The sequence below is a fragment of the Bradyrhizobium sp. HKCCYLS3077 genome (assembly GCF_051167555.1).
GTDB lineage: Bacteria > Pseudomonadota > Alphaproteobacteria > Rhizobiales > Xanthobacteraceae > Bradyrhizobium.
On sequence record NZ_JBNPTH010000009.1, the window covers coordinates 168,938 to 186,792 of the forward strand.

Below are 17,855 nucleotides of genomic sequence, written 5' to 3' on the forward strand. Positions count from 1 at the left end.
GCGTGCAGACAATCCCGATCGAGGCGTATCTTCTCGTCGGCCTCGGCGGCGCCATCGGCGGAGCCTCCCGTTTCATCGTGTCGGACGGCATAGCGCTGCGATGGGGCACGACGTTCCCCTGGGGCACGCTGGTCGTCAATGTCACCGGCGCCCTGCTCATCGGCATGGTCGTTGCTTTGGCGCGCGTCCATGGCGGCGTGTTTGCCGGCGCCTCCACGCATGACCTGGTCATCACGGGCGTGCTCGGCGGGTACACCACCGCTCGTCGTTCAGTCTTCAAACCGTCAATCTCGTTTTGGACCACCGCACCGGGCTTGCGGCGCTCAACGTGATTGCATCGACCGTGCTCTGTCTGGCCGCGGTGGCGGTCGGCTATTTCGGCACGATTGCTGTCGCGGGTCTAGGAGCGTGACAATGCCGGCCTCGCGCCTCGTCCTCTGCATGGCCGTGGGTCTTGGAGGCGCGCTGGGTACGCTGTCACGCTACGGCACGACGTCGCTCATGGCGGAGCTGTGGGGCGGCGACCTCCTGGCGACGGCCTTCGTCAACGTCGCCGGCTCGTTCATCATCGCCCTGTATGCTGTGCTCACCGACTCGCGCGGCCCCTTTCCGAGGGGCGAGGTCTCACGTCAGTTCGTCATGGCCGGGTTCTGCGGAGGCTACACGACACGCTCGCTGATGAGCTGGGAGACGTTCATAATCATTCTCGATCATCATGCGTGTCGTGGCGCCGCCTATGTGTCCGGCGTCGTCGCGATGTCGTTGCTGGCAGCCGCATGCGGATATCGACTTGGCCGACGATTTAGCCGCCCAACCCCGCCCGCTGCTGTCGAAGAGTGCCGCGCGCTGTCTTGATCGTCCGCCTGCGTCGAAAAGAGGTCCGCGTGCTTCGAGCGCCGTGAGCTTTCCAGGCTCGGGCGTGCAATCGGAAAACCGCGCTCCGCCGATTCTCATCATCTCGGTCATGCGCTTTCGAACGAGGGCGCGATGCACCTCGATCCCCGAGACGAACCGCAGCGGAGAATTTCAATGCCGACATCAGCCGATCTTCAACCCATTCGCGGCGCTTACGGCGCAAGCGATCCCGGTCCGCGCAACGTTGAGCTCGACCGGCAGAACCCGGATATCCTGCGTCCGCCGCCGACCGACAACGGCTCGATCCCGAATCTGAAATTCTCCTTCGGCCTGGCGCATAATCGTCTGGAAGCGGGTGGCTGGGCGCGCGAGGTCACGGTGCGCGAACTGCCGGCGGCCAAGGGCATGGCCGGCGTCGACATGCGGCTCGGCCGCGGCGTGGTCCGCGAACTGCATTGGCACAAGGAGGCCGAGTGGGGCTACGTGCTCGAAGGCCACTGCCGCGTCACCGCCGTCGATCCCGATCGCGGGGTCTATGTCGACGATCTCGAGGCCGGCGACATCTGGCTGTTTCCCTCCGGCACGCCTCACTCCATTCAGGCGCTGGCGGAAGGCTGCGAATTCCTGCTGGTGTTCGACGACGGCAATTTCTCCGAGAACGAGACGCTGCTGGTTACCGAGCTGATGGCGCATATGCCGATCGAGGTCGTCGCCAAGAACTTCGGAGTCGCCGCGCAGCATTTCTCCAACCTCCCGGCGAAGGAGAAGTACATCTTTCCGCTGCCGGTGCCGCCGCCGCTCCACGACGTGCTCGCCAGGCTGCCGAAGACCCGGCCCGCAATGCCGTTCACGATCCACCGCGGGGACCTCAGGCCGACACAGTGGGACGGCGGCCGCACCACGGTCATCGATGTCAGGAATTTTCCGGTCACCAACATGGCGGCGCTGATCATCGATCTCGAGCCCGGCGCGCTGCGCGAGATCCATTGGCATCCCGACGCCGACGAGTGGCAGTACTACATCCAGGGCGAAGCGCGCATGACGGTGTTCGACGCCACCTCCAAGGCGCGGACGTTCAACTATCGCGCCGGCGACGTCGGTTATGTGCCGAAGACGCTCGCGCACTACATCGAGAACATCGGCACGACGCCGGTCCGGGTGTTGAATGTCTTCAACACGCCGCGGTTCAAGGACGTCCCCCTAAACCAGTGGCTGGCGCTGACCCCGCCGGACCTGGTTCGCGGCCATCTCGAACTCGATGACGTCGCGATGGCCGCCCTCGATCCGAATCCCCGCGGCGTGGTGCGCTGACGTCCTCCGCCCGGCCCACCGCTTGCGTGCAGGCGACTGCGCGCAAGCGTCATCTCCGCACGGTTGTGCGAGGCAAGGCCGCACACAAAACAGGCATTTGGCCCCTTGATGAGAAGCAAGCCGGCGCGATCCGCGCCACACCTTGTCACTCCGGCTGGCCGCCTAACACCTAGATTTAATGTTCTCTCGGGAAAGGCCTCGCTACCTCTACGACAGAGTACAACGCCACCCGTGGAGAGTCTCATGGCCTCATCACTTCCCTCCCCTGCTCCTGCCCCTGCACCGGCCTACACCAGCCTCGCGTCCTTCGACGAGCACGACTACATGCGCGCGATCCAGCGCTATCCCATGCTGGAGAAGGACGAGGAAGCGAGGCTGTGGCAGCGCTGGCTGACGCAGCGCGATCGCGCCGCGGCGGATGCGCTGGTCACGAGCCATCTCCGGCTGGCGGCGAAGCTGGCCCGTGACTACAGGCGCTACGGTTTCCCGCTTGGCGACCTGATCGCAGAGGCCAATGTCGGGCTGATGATGGCGCTCGACAAGTTCGATCCCGATCGTGGCGCGCGCTTTGCGACCTGCGCCGTCTGGTGGATCAAGTCGGCGATCTACGACTATGTCGTGCGGTCCTGGTCGCTGGTCCGCATCGGCCGCACGCCGGCACAGAAGAAGCTGTTCTTCCGGCTGCGCGGTGAGCTTCGGCGCATCCGGCCCGAGCACCACGGCGCCCTGACGAAGGAGCTGGCGGAGGAGATCTCGACGACGCTCGAGGTCCCGCTGCGCGACGTGATGGAGATGGAGCAGCGCCTGTCCGGCGATCTGTCGCTGAATGCGCCGCTGTCCGATCTCGACGAGAGCGGCGAGTGGCAGGACCTGATCGCCGACGACACGCCCAATGCCGAGGCCATCCTAGCGGGCCACGACGAGCTCGATCGCCGGCGTGGCGCCTTGCAGGAGGCGCTGGTGCAGCTCGATGCGCGCGAGCGCTATATCTTCTCGGCGCGGCATCTCGGCGAGCGTCCGACGAGCTTCGAGGCGATCGGCCAGAAGCTGTTGATCTCGGCGGAGCGGGCGCGGCAAATCGAAGCACGGGCGTTTGCAAAGGTCGCCACCGCCGCCCGCCGGACCTGCGCTGCGTCGGCGGCCTTGCGTGACGGCCATCGATCGTTAAAGGCGTTCCCGGTGCCGCTCGGCCAGATGCCAGCGAGCGGCGCGGCACACGCAACGATATGAGCTTGCCGCCCGAAGGCGAGCGGCAGAGAGGGTCGGGATGACCAACGCCGAACTGTACGGCACGCGATTGGACGAGCATTGGCGCGGCCAGAGCTCGGTGAGCTCGCTCCTGGTGAAGGGACGCTCGAACAACGACATCACGGTCGCGCGCGTGATCGCCGGGCCGGGCTTCGGATTCGTCGAGCATGTTCCTCCCGAGGAGGGCTATGCCTTCTCGCTGGAGCTGATCGACTACCAGAAGGGAGAGCTCTGGCTCGGCGGCCGCAACACGCCGCAGACGAACCTGCTGCGGAATCACAGCGTGTTCTTCGATCTCCGGAACGGCGTCGACGCCAAGCTGGAGGATCCGTTCGACTTCGTTCACTTTCATATTCCGCGACGCTATTTCGCAGACCTCGCCGCCGCCGGCGGCATGTCGGCGGCCGACGAATTGCGCGTCGAGAGCGGCCACGGCTTCTTCGATCCGGTCCTGATGCATCTGGGGCTGGCGATGCTGCCCGCGCTCGACCGGCCGGCGGAGGTCAACCAGCTGTTCCTCGATCACACCATGATCGCGCTGTGCAGCCACATCGCGGGCACCTATGGGGTCGCGATCGAGCCCCGGGCGGTCGCCAAGGGACTTGCGGGATGGCGCCTGCGGCGGGCCAAGGATTTGATCGCGAGCCGCCTGAACGGCGACATCTCGATCGCGGAGATCGCGGCCGAATGCGGACTGACGCCGAGCTATTTCGCGCGTCAGTTCGCCGAGGCGACCGGCACGACGCCGCATCGCTGGCTGCTCAAGATGCGGGTCGAGCAGGCCAAGCAGCTGATGGCCGAGGGGCGGCTGTCGCTGGCGGATGTGGCGATGGCCTGCGGCTTTGCCGACCAGAGCCATTTCACCCGCGTGTTCTCGCGCGAAACCGGCGCGACGCCGAGAGCCTGGCGGGATCAATTGCGGCGCTGACCCCGCCGGCCAAACCGCTCCGATTTCAGTCCAGCAATCGGCAATTCGTTCAAGACGCAGGACCTCAGGGCGGGCCATCGTCATCGCCGAGGATGGGTGAGCGGCTGAGCCGGAGCCTCGCCCCTCAAGCAGAAAAGGAGCCCATGGATGCGAGACGCGCCCATTTCCGCCCGGCAGATGCCCAGCGGGCTGTCCGGGCGCTGGTCCGACGGCACGAACCCGCCCGGCCCATGCGCGCCGACGGCTGACCGCCGCTCCGATGATGCGCGCGACGGCGAGCGCCGGGCCGGTGCGACCGATGCGACCGCGGCCCTGCACCACTACGCCGCTCATATCTCGCGTGAGCTCCAGCATCCCCTGACCAGCCTGGTGTTCGACGCCGAGGCTGCGCTGCGCTGGCTCAGGCGTCCCCAGGCCGACATTGCCGAGGCGATCCGCGGCCTGGAACGCATCCGCGACTCCGCGCTGCGCGCGACGCGAATCGCCCGCTCGCTGCGAACGGTCGCCGCTCACGAGAGTCCCGCACTGGCTGCCGTGCTGATCGAGGATGCGCTGGACGCGGTCTTGCGGAGCGTCGCCAAGGATCTCGCGCGGCACCGGATCGTGGTCGACCGCGGAGTCCCTGCGACGCCGAAACATGTGCGCGCCGATCGCGAGCAGTTGCAGCAGGTTCTGCTCAGCCTCGTCGCCAACGCCATCGACGCGATGGCCGATGCGGCCGGCGACCGGGTGCTCACGATCGCGATCTCCGACCTTGGCGACACCGTCCGCTGCAGCATCGCCGACAGCGGCGCGGGGATGGCCGCGGAGGTGCGCGACGCCGCGTTCGATCCGTTGTTTTCCACCCGGCCCGACCGGACCGGCCTCGGCCTGACGATCGCGCGCGCGATCGTCGAGGCGCATGGCGGGCAGCTGATCGCGCAATCCGAGCCCGGGGGCGGCAGCACGCTGTCGTTCGAGCTCGGATCGGCGGATTGAACGGCTTGCCCGCAAGGCGTTGAAGGCAACGTGTTCGATCTCAGTCACCCCCGCGAATTGTGGCCGGTGCGGCCGGCTTCGTAGAGGAACCAGACGCGGCGCTCGGCGTCGTCGATCCAGTTCTCGATCAGGCTCGCGGTCGCGACGTCGCCATGCTCATCGCAGAGCTCGTGCACGCGGCGCAGCTCGCGCGTCAGCTGCTGATTGTCGCTGCGCAGCTCGGCCAGCATGTCCAGCGGATCGACGTAATCGGCGTCATTGTCGGCGATGCGCTGGCTGCGGACGATCTGTCCGATCGAGCGAAGCGCCATCCCGCCGAGCTTCCGCGCGCGCTCGGCAAGCGGATCGGTCATGGCGAAGATCTGGTCCGACTGCTCGTCGAGCATCAGATGATAGTCGCGGAAATGCGGACCGGACATGTGCCAGTGAAAATTCTTGGTCTTGAGGTAGATCGCGAAAACATCGGCCAGCAGCGCGCGCAGCGCCGCGGTGATGTCGCGCGTCGCATCGGACGACAGGTCGGTCGGGCTGGCGAGGTCGGGGCGGACGGGCGATGGCATGACTTCAGGTCCTTCATGATGGAGATCGGCGGGGCGGCACGCGCGGCGCTCCCGTCGATCTAGGCATGAGCACGGCGCGGCCGTATCCGATCCGCACGGACGTTTGCGCAAACGCACGCCGGCGGCGTCGCAATCCACGATCGGCGTGATGGCCTCAGGCCTCGCGGCGCTCCGCGCGAACACCGAGCAGGTCCGCCATGCGCACCAGCTCGGCGAGCGACTTCGCCTGCATCTTGCGCATCATGTTGCCGCGGTGGATCTTGACGGTGATCTCGCTGAGCGACAGCTCCCAGGCCACCTGCTTGTTCATCAGCCCGGCGGTGACGAGCTGCATGACCTCGCGCTCGCGCGAGGTCAGCGCGTCCCAGCGCACGCGGACGCTGTTCTCGCGATCGGCCTCGCTGCGGCGCTCCCGTGCCCGCGAGACGGCCTCGCCGACGGAGTCCAGCAGCGCGGTGTCGTCGAACGGTTTCGGCAGGAAGTTGACCGCGCCCGCCTTCATCGCCCTGACGGTCATGGGAATGTCGCCATGCCCGGAGATCAGGATGATCGGGATCGCCGCGTCGCTGGCGACCAGCTCCTGCTGGAATTCGAGGCCATCGGCTTCACCGAGCCGGATATCGAGGATCAGGCAGGATGCGGCGTCGCCGGCATCGGAGGCGAGAAATTCGGCCGGCCCGGCGAACACGCTCACCCGGTAGCCGGCCGAGCGCAGCAGGCTGCTGAGGGAATTGCGAACGTCTTCGTCGTCGTCGACGACGCAGATCAGCGGCAGCTCCTGCCCGTTCGGCGGCCGCGTCATGACGCCGGGCCCGATGGATCCGGCCGGTCCTCGCCGGCCGTGGCCTGCCGCAGGATCGCCTCGACGTCCTGCAGCAGGAGTTCGGGATCGACCGGCTTCTCGACGAACCCGGCCGCGCCGAGATGATCGGCTTCCGCGCGGGCCTCCGGCGTCGAATAGGCCGTCATCACGATCACCGGCATCCGGATGCCGCGGCGCAACAGCTCGCGATGCAGCCCCAGCCCGGTCATCCCGGGCATGTGCAGATCCGTGATCAAGCAGGCAGCGTCAGCGATGGTCGCGGACGACAGGAACATCTCGGCATTGGCAAAACCGGCGACCCGCAGCCCGACCGAGCGGAGGAAGCTGGAGATGCTTTCCCGCACGTCATCATCGTCGTCCACGATGCAGATGGTCATTGCCTGCGCCAATCTTGTCTCCTGCCGCATCCGCGTGCCCAGCCCATCATGGTATGACGGCTTCCCCCGCCGGAGCCCATCATATCAAGATATGGGTCGCAATCGCCGCGCCCCCTCTTGCCGCCCTTGCGCGGCAAGGCGAACGCCCACCGTAGCGCGGGGTCCGTCGTGATCGAAGCCCGGGTTCCCGGCGCTGTGGCCTTCGATGATGGTGCGCCAGATCGACAATCCCCTCCCTTCCAACGAGGTCGACTTTATGGGCCGAGCCCCTGCTCAATTCAGCGATGACTCCGCTTGCAAACGAGCTTCGGATTGTTCCGGTTCGTACGCGACGGCTGCGACGGGATCGAACCGCCGTGCGCCATCTGCTGCGGATGTCGTCGTAGCGCTCCGGCGAGGAGCGAAGGCACGGCTGTCATATCGCTCCCGTCTGCCCCGCGGCCTTCTCAATCGGAGCGCCCGCGATCCTCTCGCGCTCCCTCCCGCCGCATGTCTCCACGTGTCAAACAGCAGGCATGGTTTCGCCGTCTCGCGGCGAGATCCGCCCGAGCTTTGTCATCGATCGACCTCTTCCTCCAACGAAGAGGCGCAGGGAAGACCGGGTATCGACTGATACCCGCGGTCCGCGTGCAGCAGATAAGCACGCGGCAGAACCACAGGTTCAGCCCAATATCCGGCCTTCCCTGCGCGACGGTTTTGCGGCTTATAGGCGCTCTCCCCGGGGACCGGCTGTCTTGCCCCCGTCACCAGCGGATCATCACCACCGGCTTGGTCTCAGCGTCGGGAGACCCGGACCACGCCACTTCGCCGTCGCCTCGCTCCGTTCGTCGGCACGGGCTTTTGACACCCGGCTGCGGAGCAACGCGCCCACCGCCTCTCCGGCTCGACGCTTCATGACGATCGCGAAACGTCCCTCTTCAGCGAGCCGGGATGCGCGATAATGTGCAGGTGATTTGCCCGACGTGACAAGTGATAAGTGCGCGACAAACTGGCACGACGGGCAGTTAGCGCATGCGGGGCATGCCGGACATGCGCGCGTTGCCCGTCGGCCGCTGACCGATACCGAGATCAAGCTGAACCGACGCGTGCTGTCCGCCTGCGCTGCGCGGGGCGACGGTCAGCACCTCAATGGCGGAAATTGTCTTCGATCGCGATCAGAAGAAGCAGCACGTTGTAGTTAAAACCGGCAATGCCAAAGGCTCGCTCAGATTTTACGCTGGTCGAGAGGGCGACTCTGTCCGGACCGAACTAAGCGTAGCCCAGGTGAAATAGCGGAGATTCGTTTGATTGACGCCGAACATTTCAACAGCCCGCGCACCCTTCATCCGACTAGAACTTCAGATTGAGCCCGGCGCGGAACGACTGGTCGCGGAGAGACTGCGACACCTGTGTGGTGTAGGAGAGATTGACCGTCGCCTGCGCCGATATCCGCGCGTCGAGCCCGGCCTCGACCACGGCGGTGTTGCGGGCAAGCGGCGTTCCAGTGATGGCGACGGGAACGGCGTCCCCGAAACTGACCATCGTGATTGGTGCGACGGTGCCGAACGCGTGGCGCCATCCGACGGTCGCACGGGCCGTGGTGGAGACGCCGGCGAAATCGAAGCCGGTCGCGGCATGCGTGCCGAGTGTGGTGAATGTCGTCTGTGCCGTTGGATTATGTCCAGTCAGCGCAGCAGCGCCGCCCGCCTCGCGAAAGGCATCGCTCGCGATATTGACGTAGGCAGCGCCGGCGAACGGTTCGAGATCGAAGCGACCCATCTGCATGCGATAGCCCAGCTCACCAAACACCTGCGTGGTCCAGGTGCCGTACGAAGAGGTCAGCCGATCGGCGAAATTGGGCAGCGCGATGGTCCGGCTCGCAGCCAGGTTCTGCCGGCTGCTAGCCAAGCCCGCGCGGAGCGCCAGTGCGCTCCATTCGGTCCCCGCATAGAGACCGACATGGGCGTTGTCGCTCGTGCCCGAGGCTCCGAGCGCTGTCACGTCAAGTCGCGTCTGGCTGTAGCCTCCGACGAATCCGACGCGCCAGTCGCTGTCGCCGACGCGGGCATCGGCGCCCGCAAGCACGCCGCCGGTGGAGCGGCTCACGCGCGAGGCATTGCCGTCACTGTGGAGATGACCCCACGCGCCGAGCGCCTGGCCCCAGAGCACGACGTCGTGAGTGGGCGTACCCGCCGGCTGCGCGGCGTCGGCAGCCGCATAGGCCATCATCGGCAGGGACGGTGCGCCTGCGGTCGCGAACGCGCTGCGCAGGCGGTCCATCACTCCGTCGCGCACGATGTGGCTGTCCTGCAGGAGCACGGCGCGGTTCGAGGCATGGATCTCGCCGGACAACTGGTCGAAGGCGTGACGCGCTGTGGCTTCGTCCGTCTGCAGCACGGCGCTCCATACGGCGTTGCCGCTGCCGAGGTGGTCGATGGCCGCGCCGATGGCGCGCTGGTTCGGCGTGTCTCCGACAGCAGCAAAATCCGTGCTGTTGCGGGTCAGCGTCAGGGTCACGCTCTGCGCATCGTAGCTGAGGCTCGGCGTCAGGAAGGCCAAGTTGGAGCTGACATCCGCGAAGGTGCCGGAGAGCCCGCCCGCTGCGGTGAGGATCGTGTAGTTGGTGTGCAGCCCGTAATTGCCGCTTCCGGCGAGGACATTGACGTGGGCGCCGGACAAGGTCGCCAGTCCGCTCGCCACGATGGTGTCGTGTTGTCCACCGGCGTTGACCTCGACCTCGTAGATCGAGCCGGGCGAAAAGACGAGACTGCCTGCGGCATTGAGCGTACCGATCGAGTTGCCCGGCGCAATGGTTGCACCCGCGGCGAGCGTCACCGGTCCGACCGTGCCATTGCCTTGCAGCCGCGCCCCGGCGTCCACCGCGAGCGTGCCGCCGAGCACGCCATTCACCGCCAGCGTGCCGGCGGCAACCGTGGTCGCGCCGCTGAACCCGCTGCCGTCGCCGCCGAGTGTGAGCTTTCCGTCGCCGCTCTTGGTGAACGAGCCGCTGCCACTGATCACGCCGTCGAAACCGACGACCGTGCCGGCTGCGGTGTCGATCGCGCCTGCGCCCGTGAAAGCCAGGCCGCGCGCGCTGGTGAAGCTGCTCAGCGTGCTCAGCGCGCCGCCGCCGAAGCTGATGGCGCTGCCGGCGGCGCCGAGATTGTTGTCCGCGGAGACCTGGAGCACGCCACCCTTGATAGTGGTGCCGCCCTGATAAGTATTGGCGCCCGCGAGCACCAGCGTGCCTGCGCCGGATTTCGTCAGGCCACCGGCCCCGGAGAGCGCCTGGTTGAGCATGAACGTGTTCGCCACGTCGGCGATGTCGAACCCGCCGCCGCCGGCTGCGAGCGTGATCGCACGGGAGGTCCCCGAAAACGACGTTCCGGTGACCTGCAAGGTTCCGCCGCTGAATGTCAGTGCGCCGCTGGCAAGGCCCAGATTGGTGTCCGACGAGACCGACACGGTGCCGCCGGTGAGAAACGTACCGCCGCTGTAGCTGTTGCTGCCGGTGAGCACCAGCGTGCCGCCACCGGCCTTGCTCAACGCGGTGCCGCTGCCATCGACGACCGTCGATGCGATCGTGGCGGAGATGTTGTTGTCGACATTGAAGACGCTGGCATTGCCGCTGGCGGGCGCGATTGCCAGCGAGCCGCCGCTCAGCGTGTAGCCGTTGGTGGAGAATTGCAGCGTGTCGAAGCTCTGACGGCCGGCGACCGTCACCACGCCGCCCGTTGCGCCAGCGAACACGCCGACCGATCCGCCCCAGAGGCCGTTGATCGCCGCCTGTCCGGGACTGCCGGTCCAGTTGGTGCCGGTGGCGCTCCAGCTGCCCGCACCGCCGTTGACGGTGCCATTGCCGGTGCTGTCGGCGCCGTCCCAGAACTGCAGGTTCTGTCCGATGCCGAGCACTGACAGATTGACCTGGCCGGGAATCGTGGTCTCAAGCTGCGCGGTGGCGATCGTGAAGCCTGAGGTGGTCGACGTCAGCACCTTGGCCGCGAAATCGCCAGACAGCGTGCCGCCATAGGTGAACAGGCGATAGAAGCCGGCCGCGGCAATCCGTGCGTCGAGGGTGCCGCCGAGCGTGAGGTTGTTGCTCACATTGACGAGGTCGTTGCCGGTCGCTGGATTGCTGCCACCGACCACGCCTGGCGTGTTCAGCTCGAAGATCGAGGTCGCTCCCGAATGAAGCGTGAGATCTCCCGCGACGCTCAGCGTGCCCGGCGAGTTGCCGGCCGACAGCGTCCCGTTCACCACGGTCGACGACACCGTTCCGGAGCCGCCAAGCAGTGCGCCCGCGGCGACAGTAACGCCCGAGGAATTGGCGATTGAACCGTTGACATACAGCGAGCCCGCGCTGACGGTGGTCGCACCGGTGTAGCTGTTGCTCCCGGAAAGCGTGAGTGCGCCGGTGCCGACCTTGGTCAGCGCGCCGTTGCCGTCGATCTCGCCGGCGAACACGCCGCTGCCATTGTTGGTCCCCGTAGTCAGGCTTCCTGAACTCAGATGAACGAAGGATCCGGCGCCACCGGCCAGGGACCCGATGGTCTGATCGACGCCGAGCGCTAGACTCGAGCCGGCATCATGCAGGGTGATCCCGACAGAGTTTGACAGCCCATTGGCGGTCCCGAGGCTGAAGGTGCCGCTGTTGTAAACGTCGATCGTCGGCGTATTCAGCAGGGTGCCGCTACTGGTGACGCGCAGAACGCCCCCGTCCACGACAGTTGCGCCGGAATAGCTGTTGATGCCGTAGAGATCCTGGACGCCCGTCCCTGTCTTGACCAGGCCGCCGCTACCGGTGATGTTGCCGAAATAGCCAGTATTGTTGTTGGCCCCTCCGAGCGTCAGCGTTGCCGTGCCCAGGGCAACGGTGGTCCCGCCGTTGCCGTTGATGCCGCCGACACTCTGGCCGAAATGATTCAGATCGTACGTGCCGCCCCAAACGATGAGCGCGCTCGTCGCGGCGATGGCGTTCGCCGTGCCCATCCGCAGCGTGCCGCCGTTCAGCGTCGTATTGCCGCTGTAGCTATTGGTGCCGCTCAGGGTGAGGGTGCCGGTGCCATTCTTGGTCAGGCCGCCCGCGCCGTCTATGACGCCGGAAAAGGTGGTGCTGGTGTTGTCGTCGCCCGCGGTCAGCGTCTGCCCAGCGGCGATCACCAAATTGCCCGCCCCCGCAAGCGAGCCGACGGTTTCGCTGGTGTTCAGATTATATGTTCCGTCGACCGTCAGCGGAGCCGTGGCGCTCATCGTCGCGCCGCCCGACGTTGTCAGTGTTGCGCCGCTGTCGACCAGATAGGCCTGGATGGAACCTGCCGTCCCCGTCCAAGTGGTGGTGTGCAGAAATGTGAGCAGGCTTGCGCCCGTGATGCTGCCGGCATAGTTGCCGCCGTCCACGGTGATCGGGGCGCCGAGGTTGCCGATGTTGCCGCTCCCTTGCAGGTTGCGGACCTGACCTGCATTGCCATTGAAGTCGAGCGAGGCGGTTGCGGCCACTGTGGTGCTCGCGAAGCCGCCGAGCGCAACGGCGAATTGCCATCCGGACAGCACATAGCCCCCGTCAATATGCACCGTGGGCTGCCCGTAGTTGGATATGGAGTTGACGACGATCGTGCCTTGCTCGCTCGCGGAGCCCAAGTGAAACGAGGCGTTAGTGCCCAGCCGTCCCAGAAAGACGGTCACGGAGCCGCCGTTCTGGACGGAAAGCGTGCCGGACTGGTTGTCGTCGACGCTGATATAGGCTGCAATGCTCGCGAGCGAGGAGACCGCGCTCAGCTGTCCGCCCTGCAGGTAGATCGGTGAACCAAACTGGTTGGGGCTGGAGATCGTCTGATAGTTCGTGATGTAGGTCTGAGCGTAGCCGGCGCTGGTGTCGATGATGAGCCAGCTTGCGCTCGCCAGCAGCGCGGCGCGCCACGAAGGCACACATCGTCGCTCGTGAAAACAGAAATCGCGGGACGTTGATGGGCCCGTCGCTGGCATTCGCGCCATGTTGTCAACCACGTCTTGCAAAGGTCCACGATCGCGGCGATCGCGCTCGACTCGGAATGCTTGTAAATTGCACGTCGTGTACCAGGCAACGGAAGATCAGAAGCATGCAGTTTTTGTTCGGTGTCTTCGCGGGAACCCGACGATTCTCCCCGGGGTGGAACCCATGCGGAGCTGTTCCGGAGCGAAGCGGTGCCGTTGAACAGTGCGGCATGACTGACCTTCGCCCACGCCGCGGAGGGGCTTCAGATCACCTGTGCGATGGCCCGCCTCGCAGGCGAGATCGCACGGATGCGCGTTATAAGTTTCAAACGGCAGGCATGGCTCAGCACTCCCGCGGCGAGATGCGCCCGAGCTTTGCGATCGATGGACCTCTCCTTCCGAAGAAGAGGCGCAGGGAAGACCCGGTATCGACTGACACCCGCGGTCCGCGTGCAGCAAACAAGCACGCAGTAGAACCACAGGTTCAGCCCAATATCCGGCCTTCCCTGCGCGACGGTTTTGCGGGTTATAGGCACTCTCCCCGGGGACCGGCTGTCTTGCCCCCGTCGCCAGCGGATCATCATCACCACCGGCTTGGTCTCAGCGTCGGGAGACCAGGACCACGCCACTTCGCCGTCGCCTCGCTCCGTTCGTCGGCACGGGCTTTTGACACCCGGCTGCAGAGCAACGCGCCCGCCGCCTCTCCGGCTCGACGCTTCATGACGATCGCGAAACGTCCCTCTTCAGCGAGCCGGGATGTACGAGAATGTGGGCGTGATTTGCCCGACGTGACAAGGGAGAAGTGCGCGACAAACTGGCACGACGGGCAGTTGGTGCATGTGGGCTATGCGAGGATTGCCCGTCGGGTGGATGATTAGTCAGCCGATCAGCGACACCACCCGACGTCAACGCAGCGCTACCTAGCGTTCGCTCTCTCCATGAACACGCTGCTCGGGGCCCACGTGCTGCGTAGATTTCGGTACTCTCCCCTCATGGTGAGGAGCGCCGTTCTCCGCAGCCTGCCCCGCGACGATTGCTCGTGGCGGCGCGTATCGAACCATGAGGCCACAGCCGGGGCCTCGCCCTTCGAGACGCCCGCCTGCGGCGTGCTCCTCAGGGTGAGGGTTGAAAGTCGTCCGGGCGGTCAGGAACGCACCAAATGCGTCCGTTATCTCGCGCGAAAGACGCAGCAATGACCTCGCGCGAGTCCTGAACTGCCGACGTCCGGACATGCGGGTCGAGGAGCAAGTTACATGCACTGTTGTAGCAACGACCTCATCCCGCCACGTTCACGGCAACGCCGCGAACGGATCGCGCACAGCGACACCCAGCGGCTCGAAATGGCGGAGGTTGCGGGATAGGATGGTCAGTTGATGCCGGCGCGCGGTCGCGGCGATGATGATGTCGGCAAATCCCGGCGCATGACCGAGCCCCCGCGCCCGATCCGTCAAGGCGCCGGCGATCCGGGCAGCCTCGATGTCGAAAGGAAGAATGCGGTCAGCGTAGAGATGTACGACCGTCTCCAACCACGCGGCGATGTCGGCACTCTTGCGCGTGGCGCCGTACCGCCGCAGCTTCGCGATCCCGTCCTCGATCTCCGCGACCGTCACGACCGATATGAACAGCGACGCCGATTGCGCATCCATCCAATCGACCAGCGCGGCAGGGACAGGGTGTCCTGGCGCCGCCGCCGAAATGACGTTGGTATCGGCGAGATACACGACGTCAGAAATCGGCGGTTCGTGCCGGAGACGGATTGCGCTCCGGCCCATCAACCGCCGCTAGCGGCGCCGCCATCAACAGCCGTCCAAAGCTCGGCACGTGAGATAGGCGTTCCCACTCCTCATAGCTCAAAACGACTGCCTCGCGCTTGCCGTGACGCGTGATGACCGACGGCTTGCCCTCCATCGCCTCATCGACCACGGCGGAGAGGTTGGCCTTGGCATCCCGAAGCTGAATCTCGCGCATGGTTCTCCCACTTTTAGATATGACTACAGTAGTCATTGTAGGGCGGAAGACCCGCCGCGGCAAGCCGTTGGGCGCCTAGGCGCCTGCCCGGAAGACCATGAGCTCCTCGCGGCCCTTGCAGCGCAAGACCGACGAATTCCTTTGGTCTTGATTTCACAGAAATATTTTGCGGGGTCATGCCGATCTTCTGTTCATCAACTATCGGATGCTGTTGCCGGCACAGCAACAAGTCGTTTGTTAGTTCCATACAGACCACCGCATCGCAGCGCCCAGTTGGGCTCATGCCTTCCCAAGGGATTCTTCGATCTTCTCCAGCGCAAGGCTCAGCCTCGGCGCAACATAGTCCAGAAAAGCCCGGCGCTTGAGCGGTTGGACCGGCTGCGGCTGGTGCACGAGATTGACCGGCGTCGGGCGATCGTCTTGACGGTGCAGGATCTGCACCAGCCGGCCGTCGGCGATCGCCGGCGCGACCTGGTAGGACATCAGGCGCGCGACACCGAGGCCGGCCGCCGCTGCCTCCACCACGGCGTCGGCCGTGTTGACCGAAAACCGCGGCTTGATCGGCACCGTGCGTTCGCTGGCGCCACTGCCGAACGTCCAGCTCCGGTAGGTCTGCAATCCTTCGAAGGCGATGCAATCATGATCGCGCAGCGCCTCGAGGTCGTCGGGCTCGCCGCGGCGGGCGAGGTAATCCGGACTGGCGCTGAGGATCCAGCGCACATGGCCGACCTGGCGGCTGATGAGTTGGCTGTCGGGCATGCGGCCGATGCGGACCGCGACGTCGACATGCGCGTCGACGAGATCGATGACGTGGTCCGACAGGATCAGCCGCACGCTGACCGGCGGATAGGCGGCGAGAAACGCATGGACCAGCGGCGCGACATGAAGCTTGCCGAACATGATCGGCGCCGTCACCAGCAACTCGCCGCGCGGTTCGCGATACTCGCCGCTGGCCGCGCGCTCCGCCTCGGCCAGGTCGTCGAGCAGGCGCCGCGCCACGGCCGCGAAGGCTTCGCCGGCCTCGGTCAGGATCAGCTTGCGGCTGGTCCGCACCAAGAGCCGCGCGCCGAGATGCGCCTCCAGTTCGGACATCCAGCGACTGACCGTCGGCAGGGGCACGCCGAGCGCACGGGATGCCGCCGAGAGGCTGCCGCCATCCACCGCCGCCACCAGCGTCCGCATCGCTTCGAAGCGGTCCATCATTCTTCCAATAATTGAAACCTCGGCTCTCGAAATTAGCGTCTACTGCTCAAAAATGGAAGAACGTAGATGGGGGTCATCAGCCAGCACGGCTGCCACGAAAGGACCACCAGATGACCCGCATCCCGACCCCCGCCACCATCGCCGACGCGCCCGAAGCCTCGCGTCCGCTGCTTGAAGGCGTCGCCAAGCAGCTCGGCAGCACGCCGAACATGTTCCGCGCCATCGCGCTCAGCCCGCAGGCGCTCTCAGGCTATCTCGCTTTGTCCGGCGCGCTCGGCAAGGGCTCGCTGCCCGCTGCGACGCGTGAGCGGATCGCCCTGGCGGTGGCCGAAATCAACGGCTGCAGCTACTGCCTCTCGGCCCACACCTATCTCGGCCGCAACCTCGCCGGGCTGGACGACGCGGAGATCACCGCCAACCGCAACGGCGCGTCCAAGGATCCGAGGGCCGACGCAGCCGTTCGCTTCGCGGCGCAGGTCGCGCAGAATCGTGGTCATGTCACCGATGCCGATTTTGCTGCCGTGAAGCTCGCGGGCTACACCGACGCAGAGGTCATCGAGATCGTGCAGCACGTCGCTCTGAACAGCTGGACCAACTTCTTCAACGAAGTGTTCAAGACCGAGATCGACTTCCCGGTCGTCGAAGCCAGCAAGGCCGCCTGACCCCCAAGGGCCCCCCAAAGGCGTGAGGACGGTCCCGGCTGTCCTCACGCGCCAAGCGCCTGTCACCCCTTCATCGGAGCTTCCCCCGTGACTCTCTACAAGTTCGCCACCGTCCATGATCGCCAAATGTTCTATCGCGAAGCCGGCGATCCGACACATCCGGCCATCCTCCTGCTGCACGGCTTTCCCACCAGCAGCTTCATGTTCCGAGACCTGATCCCGCTGCTGGCGGACCGGTTTCACGTGATCGCTCCCGACTACATCGGCTTCGGCCAGTCGGATGCGCCATCGGTTGCCGCGTTCGACTACAGCTTCGAGAATTTGACCGCACATGTCGCCGGGCTGATCGAGCAGCTCGGACTGAGCTCCTACATCCTCTACATGCAGGACTATGGCGGCCCCGTCGGCTTCCGGCTGTTCACGCGCAACCCCAAGGCCGTCACCGGCTTCGTGATCCAGAACACCAATGCCTATATGGCCGGTGTGGGCGAGATGCCAGCGCAAGTCTTCCTGCCGCTGTGGGAGAAGCGCGATGCGGCCAGCGAGGCCCCCGCCCGCAGGCTGCTTGCCGCCGAGACGACGAAGTACCAGTATCAGGTCGGCGCCCGCAATGTGGAGGCCATCAGCCCCGACAATTGGACGCATGATCAGGCGCTGCTCGATCGCCCCGGCCATGATGCGGCGCATCTGAACCTGCTCGAGGACTACAAGACCAACGTCGCGCTGTATGACAGCTGGCACCAGGCCTTCCGCGCCTATCGCCCGAAGACGTTGATCGTCTGGGGCAAGAACGATCCGTTCTTCGTTCCCGCCGGCGCCGAGGCCTATCTCGCCGACCTGCCCGACGCCCGCCTCGTCTGGCTCGATGCCGGCCATTTCGTCCTCGACGAGAACGCCGCCACGGTCGCCGCCGAGATCAAGGCGAGCTTCGGCTGAGATCGTCCGCGCCAAGTCAGCCCGATCCGAACGCCTGGACCCCCGCTTCTGCCCGAA

At 65.8% G+C, this 17,855-nt stretch carries 14 protein-coding genes and 1 pseudogene; 8 read left to right on the forward strand and 7 right to left on the reverse strand.

Translation table 11 applies throughout. The features are described 5' to 3' along the window. Nucleotides 1-11: 11 nt before the first annotated feature. The 6 genes and pseudogenes from crcB to ACQR0Z_RS30950 all read left to right on the forward strand — a co-directional run bounded on the left by crcB (nucleotide 12) and on the right by ACQR0Z_RS30950 (nucleotide 5,320). Nucleotides 12-412, forward strand: a pseudogene (gene crcB / locus ACQR0Z_RS30925) (fluoride efflux transporter CrcB). Nucleotides 413-414: 2 nt separating this feature from the next. Next, nucleotides 415-855: a fluoride efflux transporter FluC gene (locus tag ACQR0Z_RS30930; RefSeq protein ID WP_434921153.1), complete on the forward strand. Its 441-nt coding sequence runs from the start codon at nucleotides 415-417 to the stop codon at nucleotides 853-855. Between the two features lie 174 nt (nucleotides 856-1,029). Next, complete coding sequence (locus ACQR0Z_RS30935; protein ID WP_434921154.1) at nucleotides 1,030-2,166, forward strand: oxalate decarboxylase family bicupin; 1,137 nt, start codon at nucleotides 1,030-1,032, stop codon at nucleotides 2,164-2,166. A 243-nt stretch (nucleotides 2,167-2,409) separates the two neighbouring features. Beyond that, nucleotides 2,410-3,396 carry an RNA polymerase factor sigma-32 gene (locus ACQR0Z_RS30940; protein WP_434921155.1) on the forward strand — a complete coding sequence of 329 codons (987 nt, stop codon included), beginning with the start codon at nucleotides 2,410-2,412 and terminating at the stop codon, nucleotides 3,394-3,396. 37 nt (nucleotides 3,397-3,433) lie between these two features. Then, a complete protein-coding gene (locus ACQR0Z_RS30945) occupies nucleotides 3,434-4,342 on the forward strand; it encodes a helix-turn-helix domain-containing protein (RefSeq protein ID WP_434876874.1) in 909 nt (302 codons plus the stop codon). A 147-nt stretch (nucleotides 4,343-4,489) separates the two neighbouring features. Continuing rightward, nucleotides 4,490-5,320: a sensor histidine kinase gene (locus ACQR0Z_RS30950; RefSeq protein WP_434876873.1), complete on the forward strand. Its 831-nt coding sequence runs from the start codon at nucleotides 4,490-4,492 to the stop codon at nucleotides 5,318-5,320. A gap of 44 nt (nucleotides 5,321-5,364) precedes the next feature. On the opposite strand, the gene ACQR0Z_RS30955 is transcribed toward ACQR0Z_RS30950, so the two are convergent. From ACQR0Z_RS30955 to ACQR0Z_RS30985, 7 genes are all read right to left on the reverse strand, one after another. After that, entirely contained in the window at nucleotides 5,365-5,880 is a 516-nt protein-coding gene (locus tag ACQR0Z_RS30955; RefSeq protein WP_434876872.1) for a Dps family protein, read from the reverse strand. Between the two features lie 154 nt (nucleotides 5,881-6,034). After that, the gene (locus ACQR0Z_RS30960) at nucleotides 6,035-6,682 is read right to left on the reverse strand and encodes a response regulator transcription factor (RefSeq protein ID WP_434876871.1); all 648 of its coding nucleotides are present in this window, start codon (nucleotides 6,680-6,682) and stop codon (nucleotides 6,035-6,037) included. Further along, nucleotides 6,679-7,092: a response regulator transcription factor gene (locus tag ACQR0Z_RS30965; RefSeq protein ID WP_434876870.1), complete on the reverse strand. Its 414-nt coding sequence runs from the start codon at nucleotides 7,090-7,092 to the stop codon at nucleotides 6,679-6,681. The genes ACQR0Z_RS30960 and ACQR0Z_RS30965 overlap by 4 nt, the downstream gene beginning before the upstream one ends. A 1,317-nt stretch (nucleotides 7,093-8,409) precedes the next feature. Continuing rightward, nucleotides 8,410-12,984 carry an autotransporter domain-containing protein gene (locus ACQR0Z_RS30970; protein ID WP_434921156.1) on the reverse strand — a complete coding sequence of 1,525 codons (4,575 nt, stop codon included), beginning with the start codon at nucleotides 12,982-12,984 and terminating at the stop codon, nucleotides 8,410-8,412. 1,334 nt (nucleotides 12,985-14,318) lie between these two features. After that, the gene (locus ACQR0Z_RS30975) at nucleotides 14,319-14,750 is read right to left on the reverse strand and encodes a type II toxin-antitoxin system VapC family toxin (protein ID WP_434921238.1); all 432 of its coding nucleotides are present in this window, start codon (nucleotides 14,748-14,750) and stop codon (nucleotides 14,319-14,321) included. A gap of 4 nt (nucleotides 14,751-14,754) precedes the next feature. Continuing rightward, nucleotides 14,755-14,997: a type II toxin-antitoxin system Phd/YefM family antitoxin gene (locus ACQR0Z_RS30980; RefSeq protein ID WP_434921157.1), complete on the reverse strand. Its 243-nt coding sequence runs from the start codon at nucleotides 14,995-14,997 to the stop codon at nucleotides 14,755-14,757. 279 nt (nucleotides 14,998-15,276) lie between these two features. Beyond that, entirely contained in the window at nucleotides 15,277-16,197 is a 921-nt protein-coding gene (locus ACQR0Z_RS30985) for a LysR family transcriptional regulator (RefSeq protein ID WP_434921239.1), read from the reverse strand. A 113-nt stretch (nucleotides 16,198-16,310) separates the two neighbouring features. Here ACQR0Z_RS30985 and ACQR0Z_RS30990 point away from each other — a divergent pair, with 113 nt between their 5' ends. Both ACQR0Z_RS30990 and ACQR0Z_RS30995 read left to right on the forward strand, forming a co-directional pair. Beyond that, nucleotides 16,311-16,862, forward strand: a complete 552-nt coding sequence (locus ACQR0Z_RS30990) for a carboxymuconolactone decarboxylase family protein (protein ID WP_434921158.1) — start codon at nucleotides 16,311-16,313, stop codon at nucleotides 16,860-16,862. An 87-nt stretch (nucleotides 16,863-16,949) separates the two neighbouring features. Continuing rightward, nucleotides 16,950-17,798, forward strand: coding sequence for an alpha/beta fold hydrolase (locus tag ACQR0Z_RS30995; RefSeq protein ID WP_434921159.1), 849 nt, complete (start codon nucleotides 16,950-16,952; stop codon nucleotides 17,796-17,798). Nucleotides 17,799-17,855 lie beyond the last annotated feature (57 nt).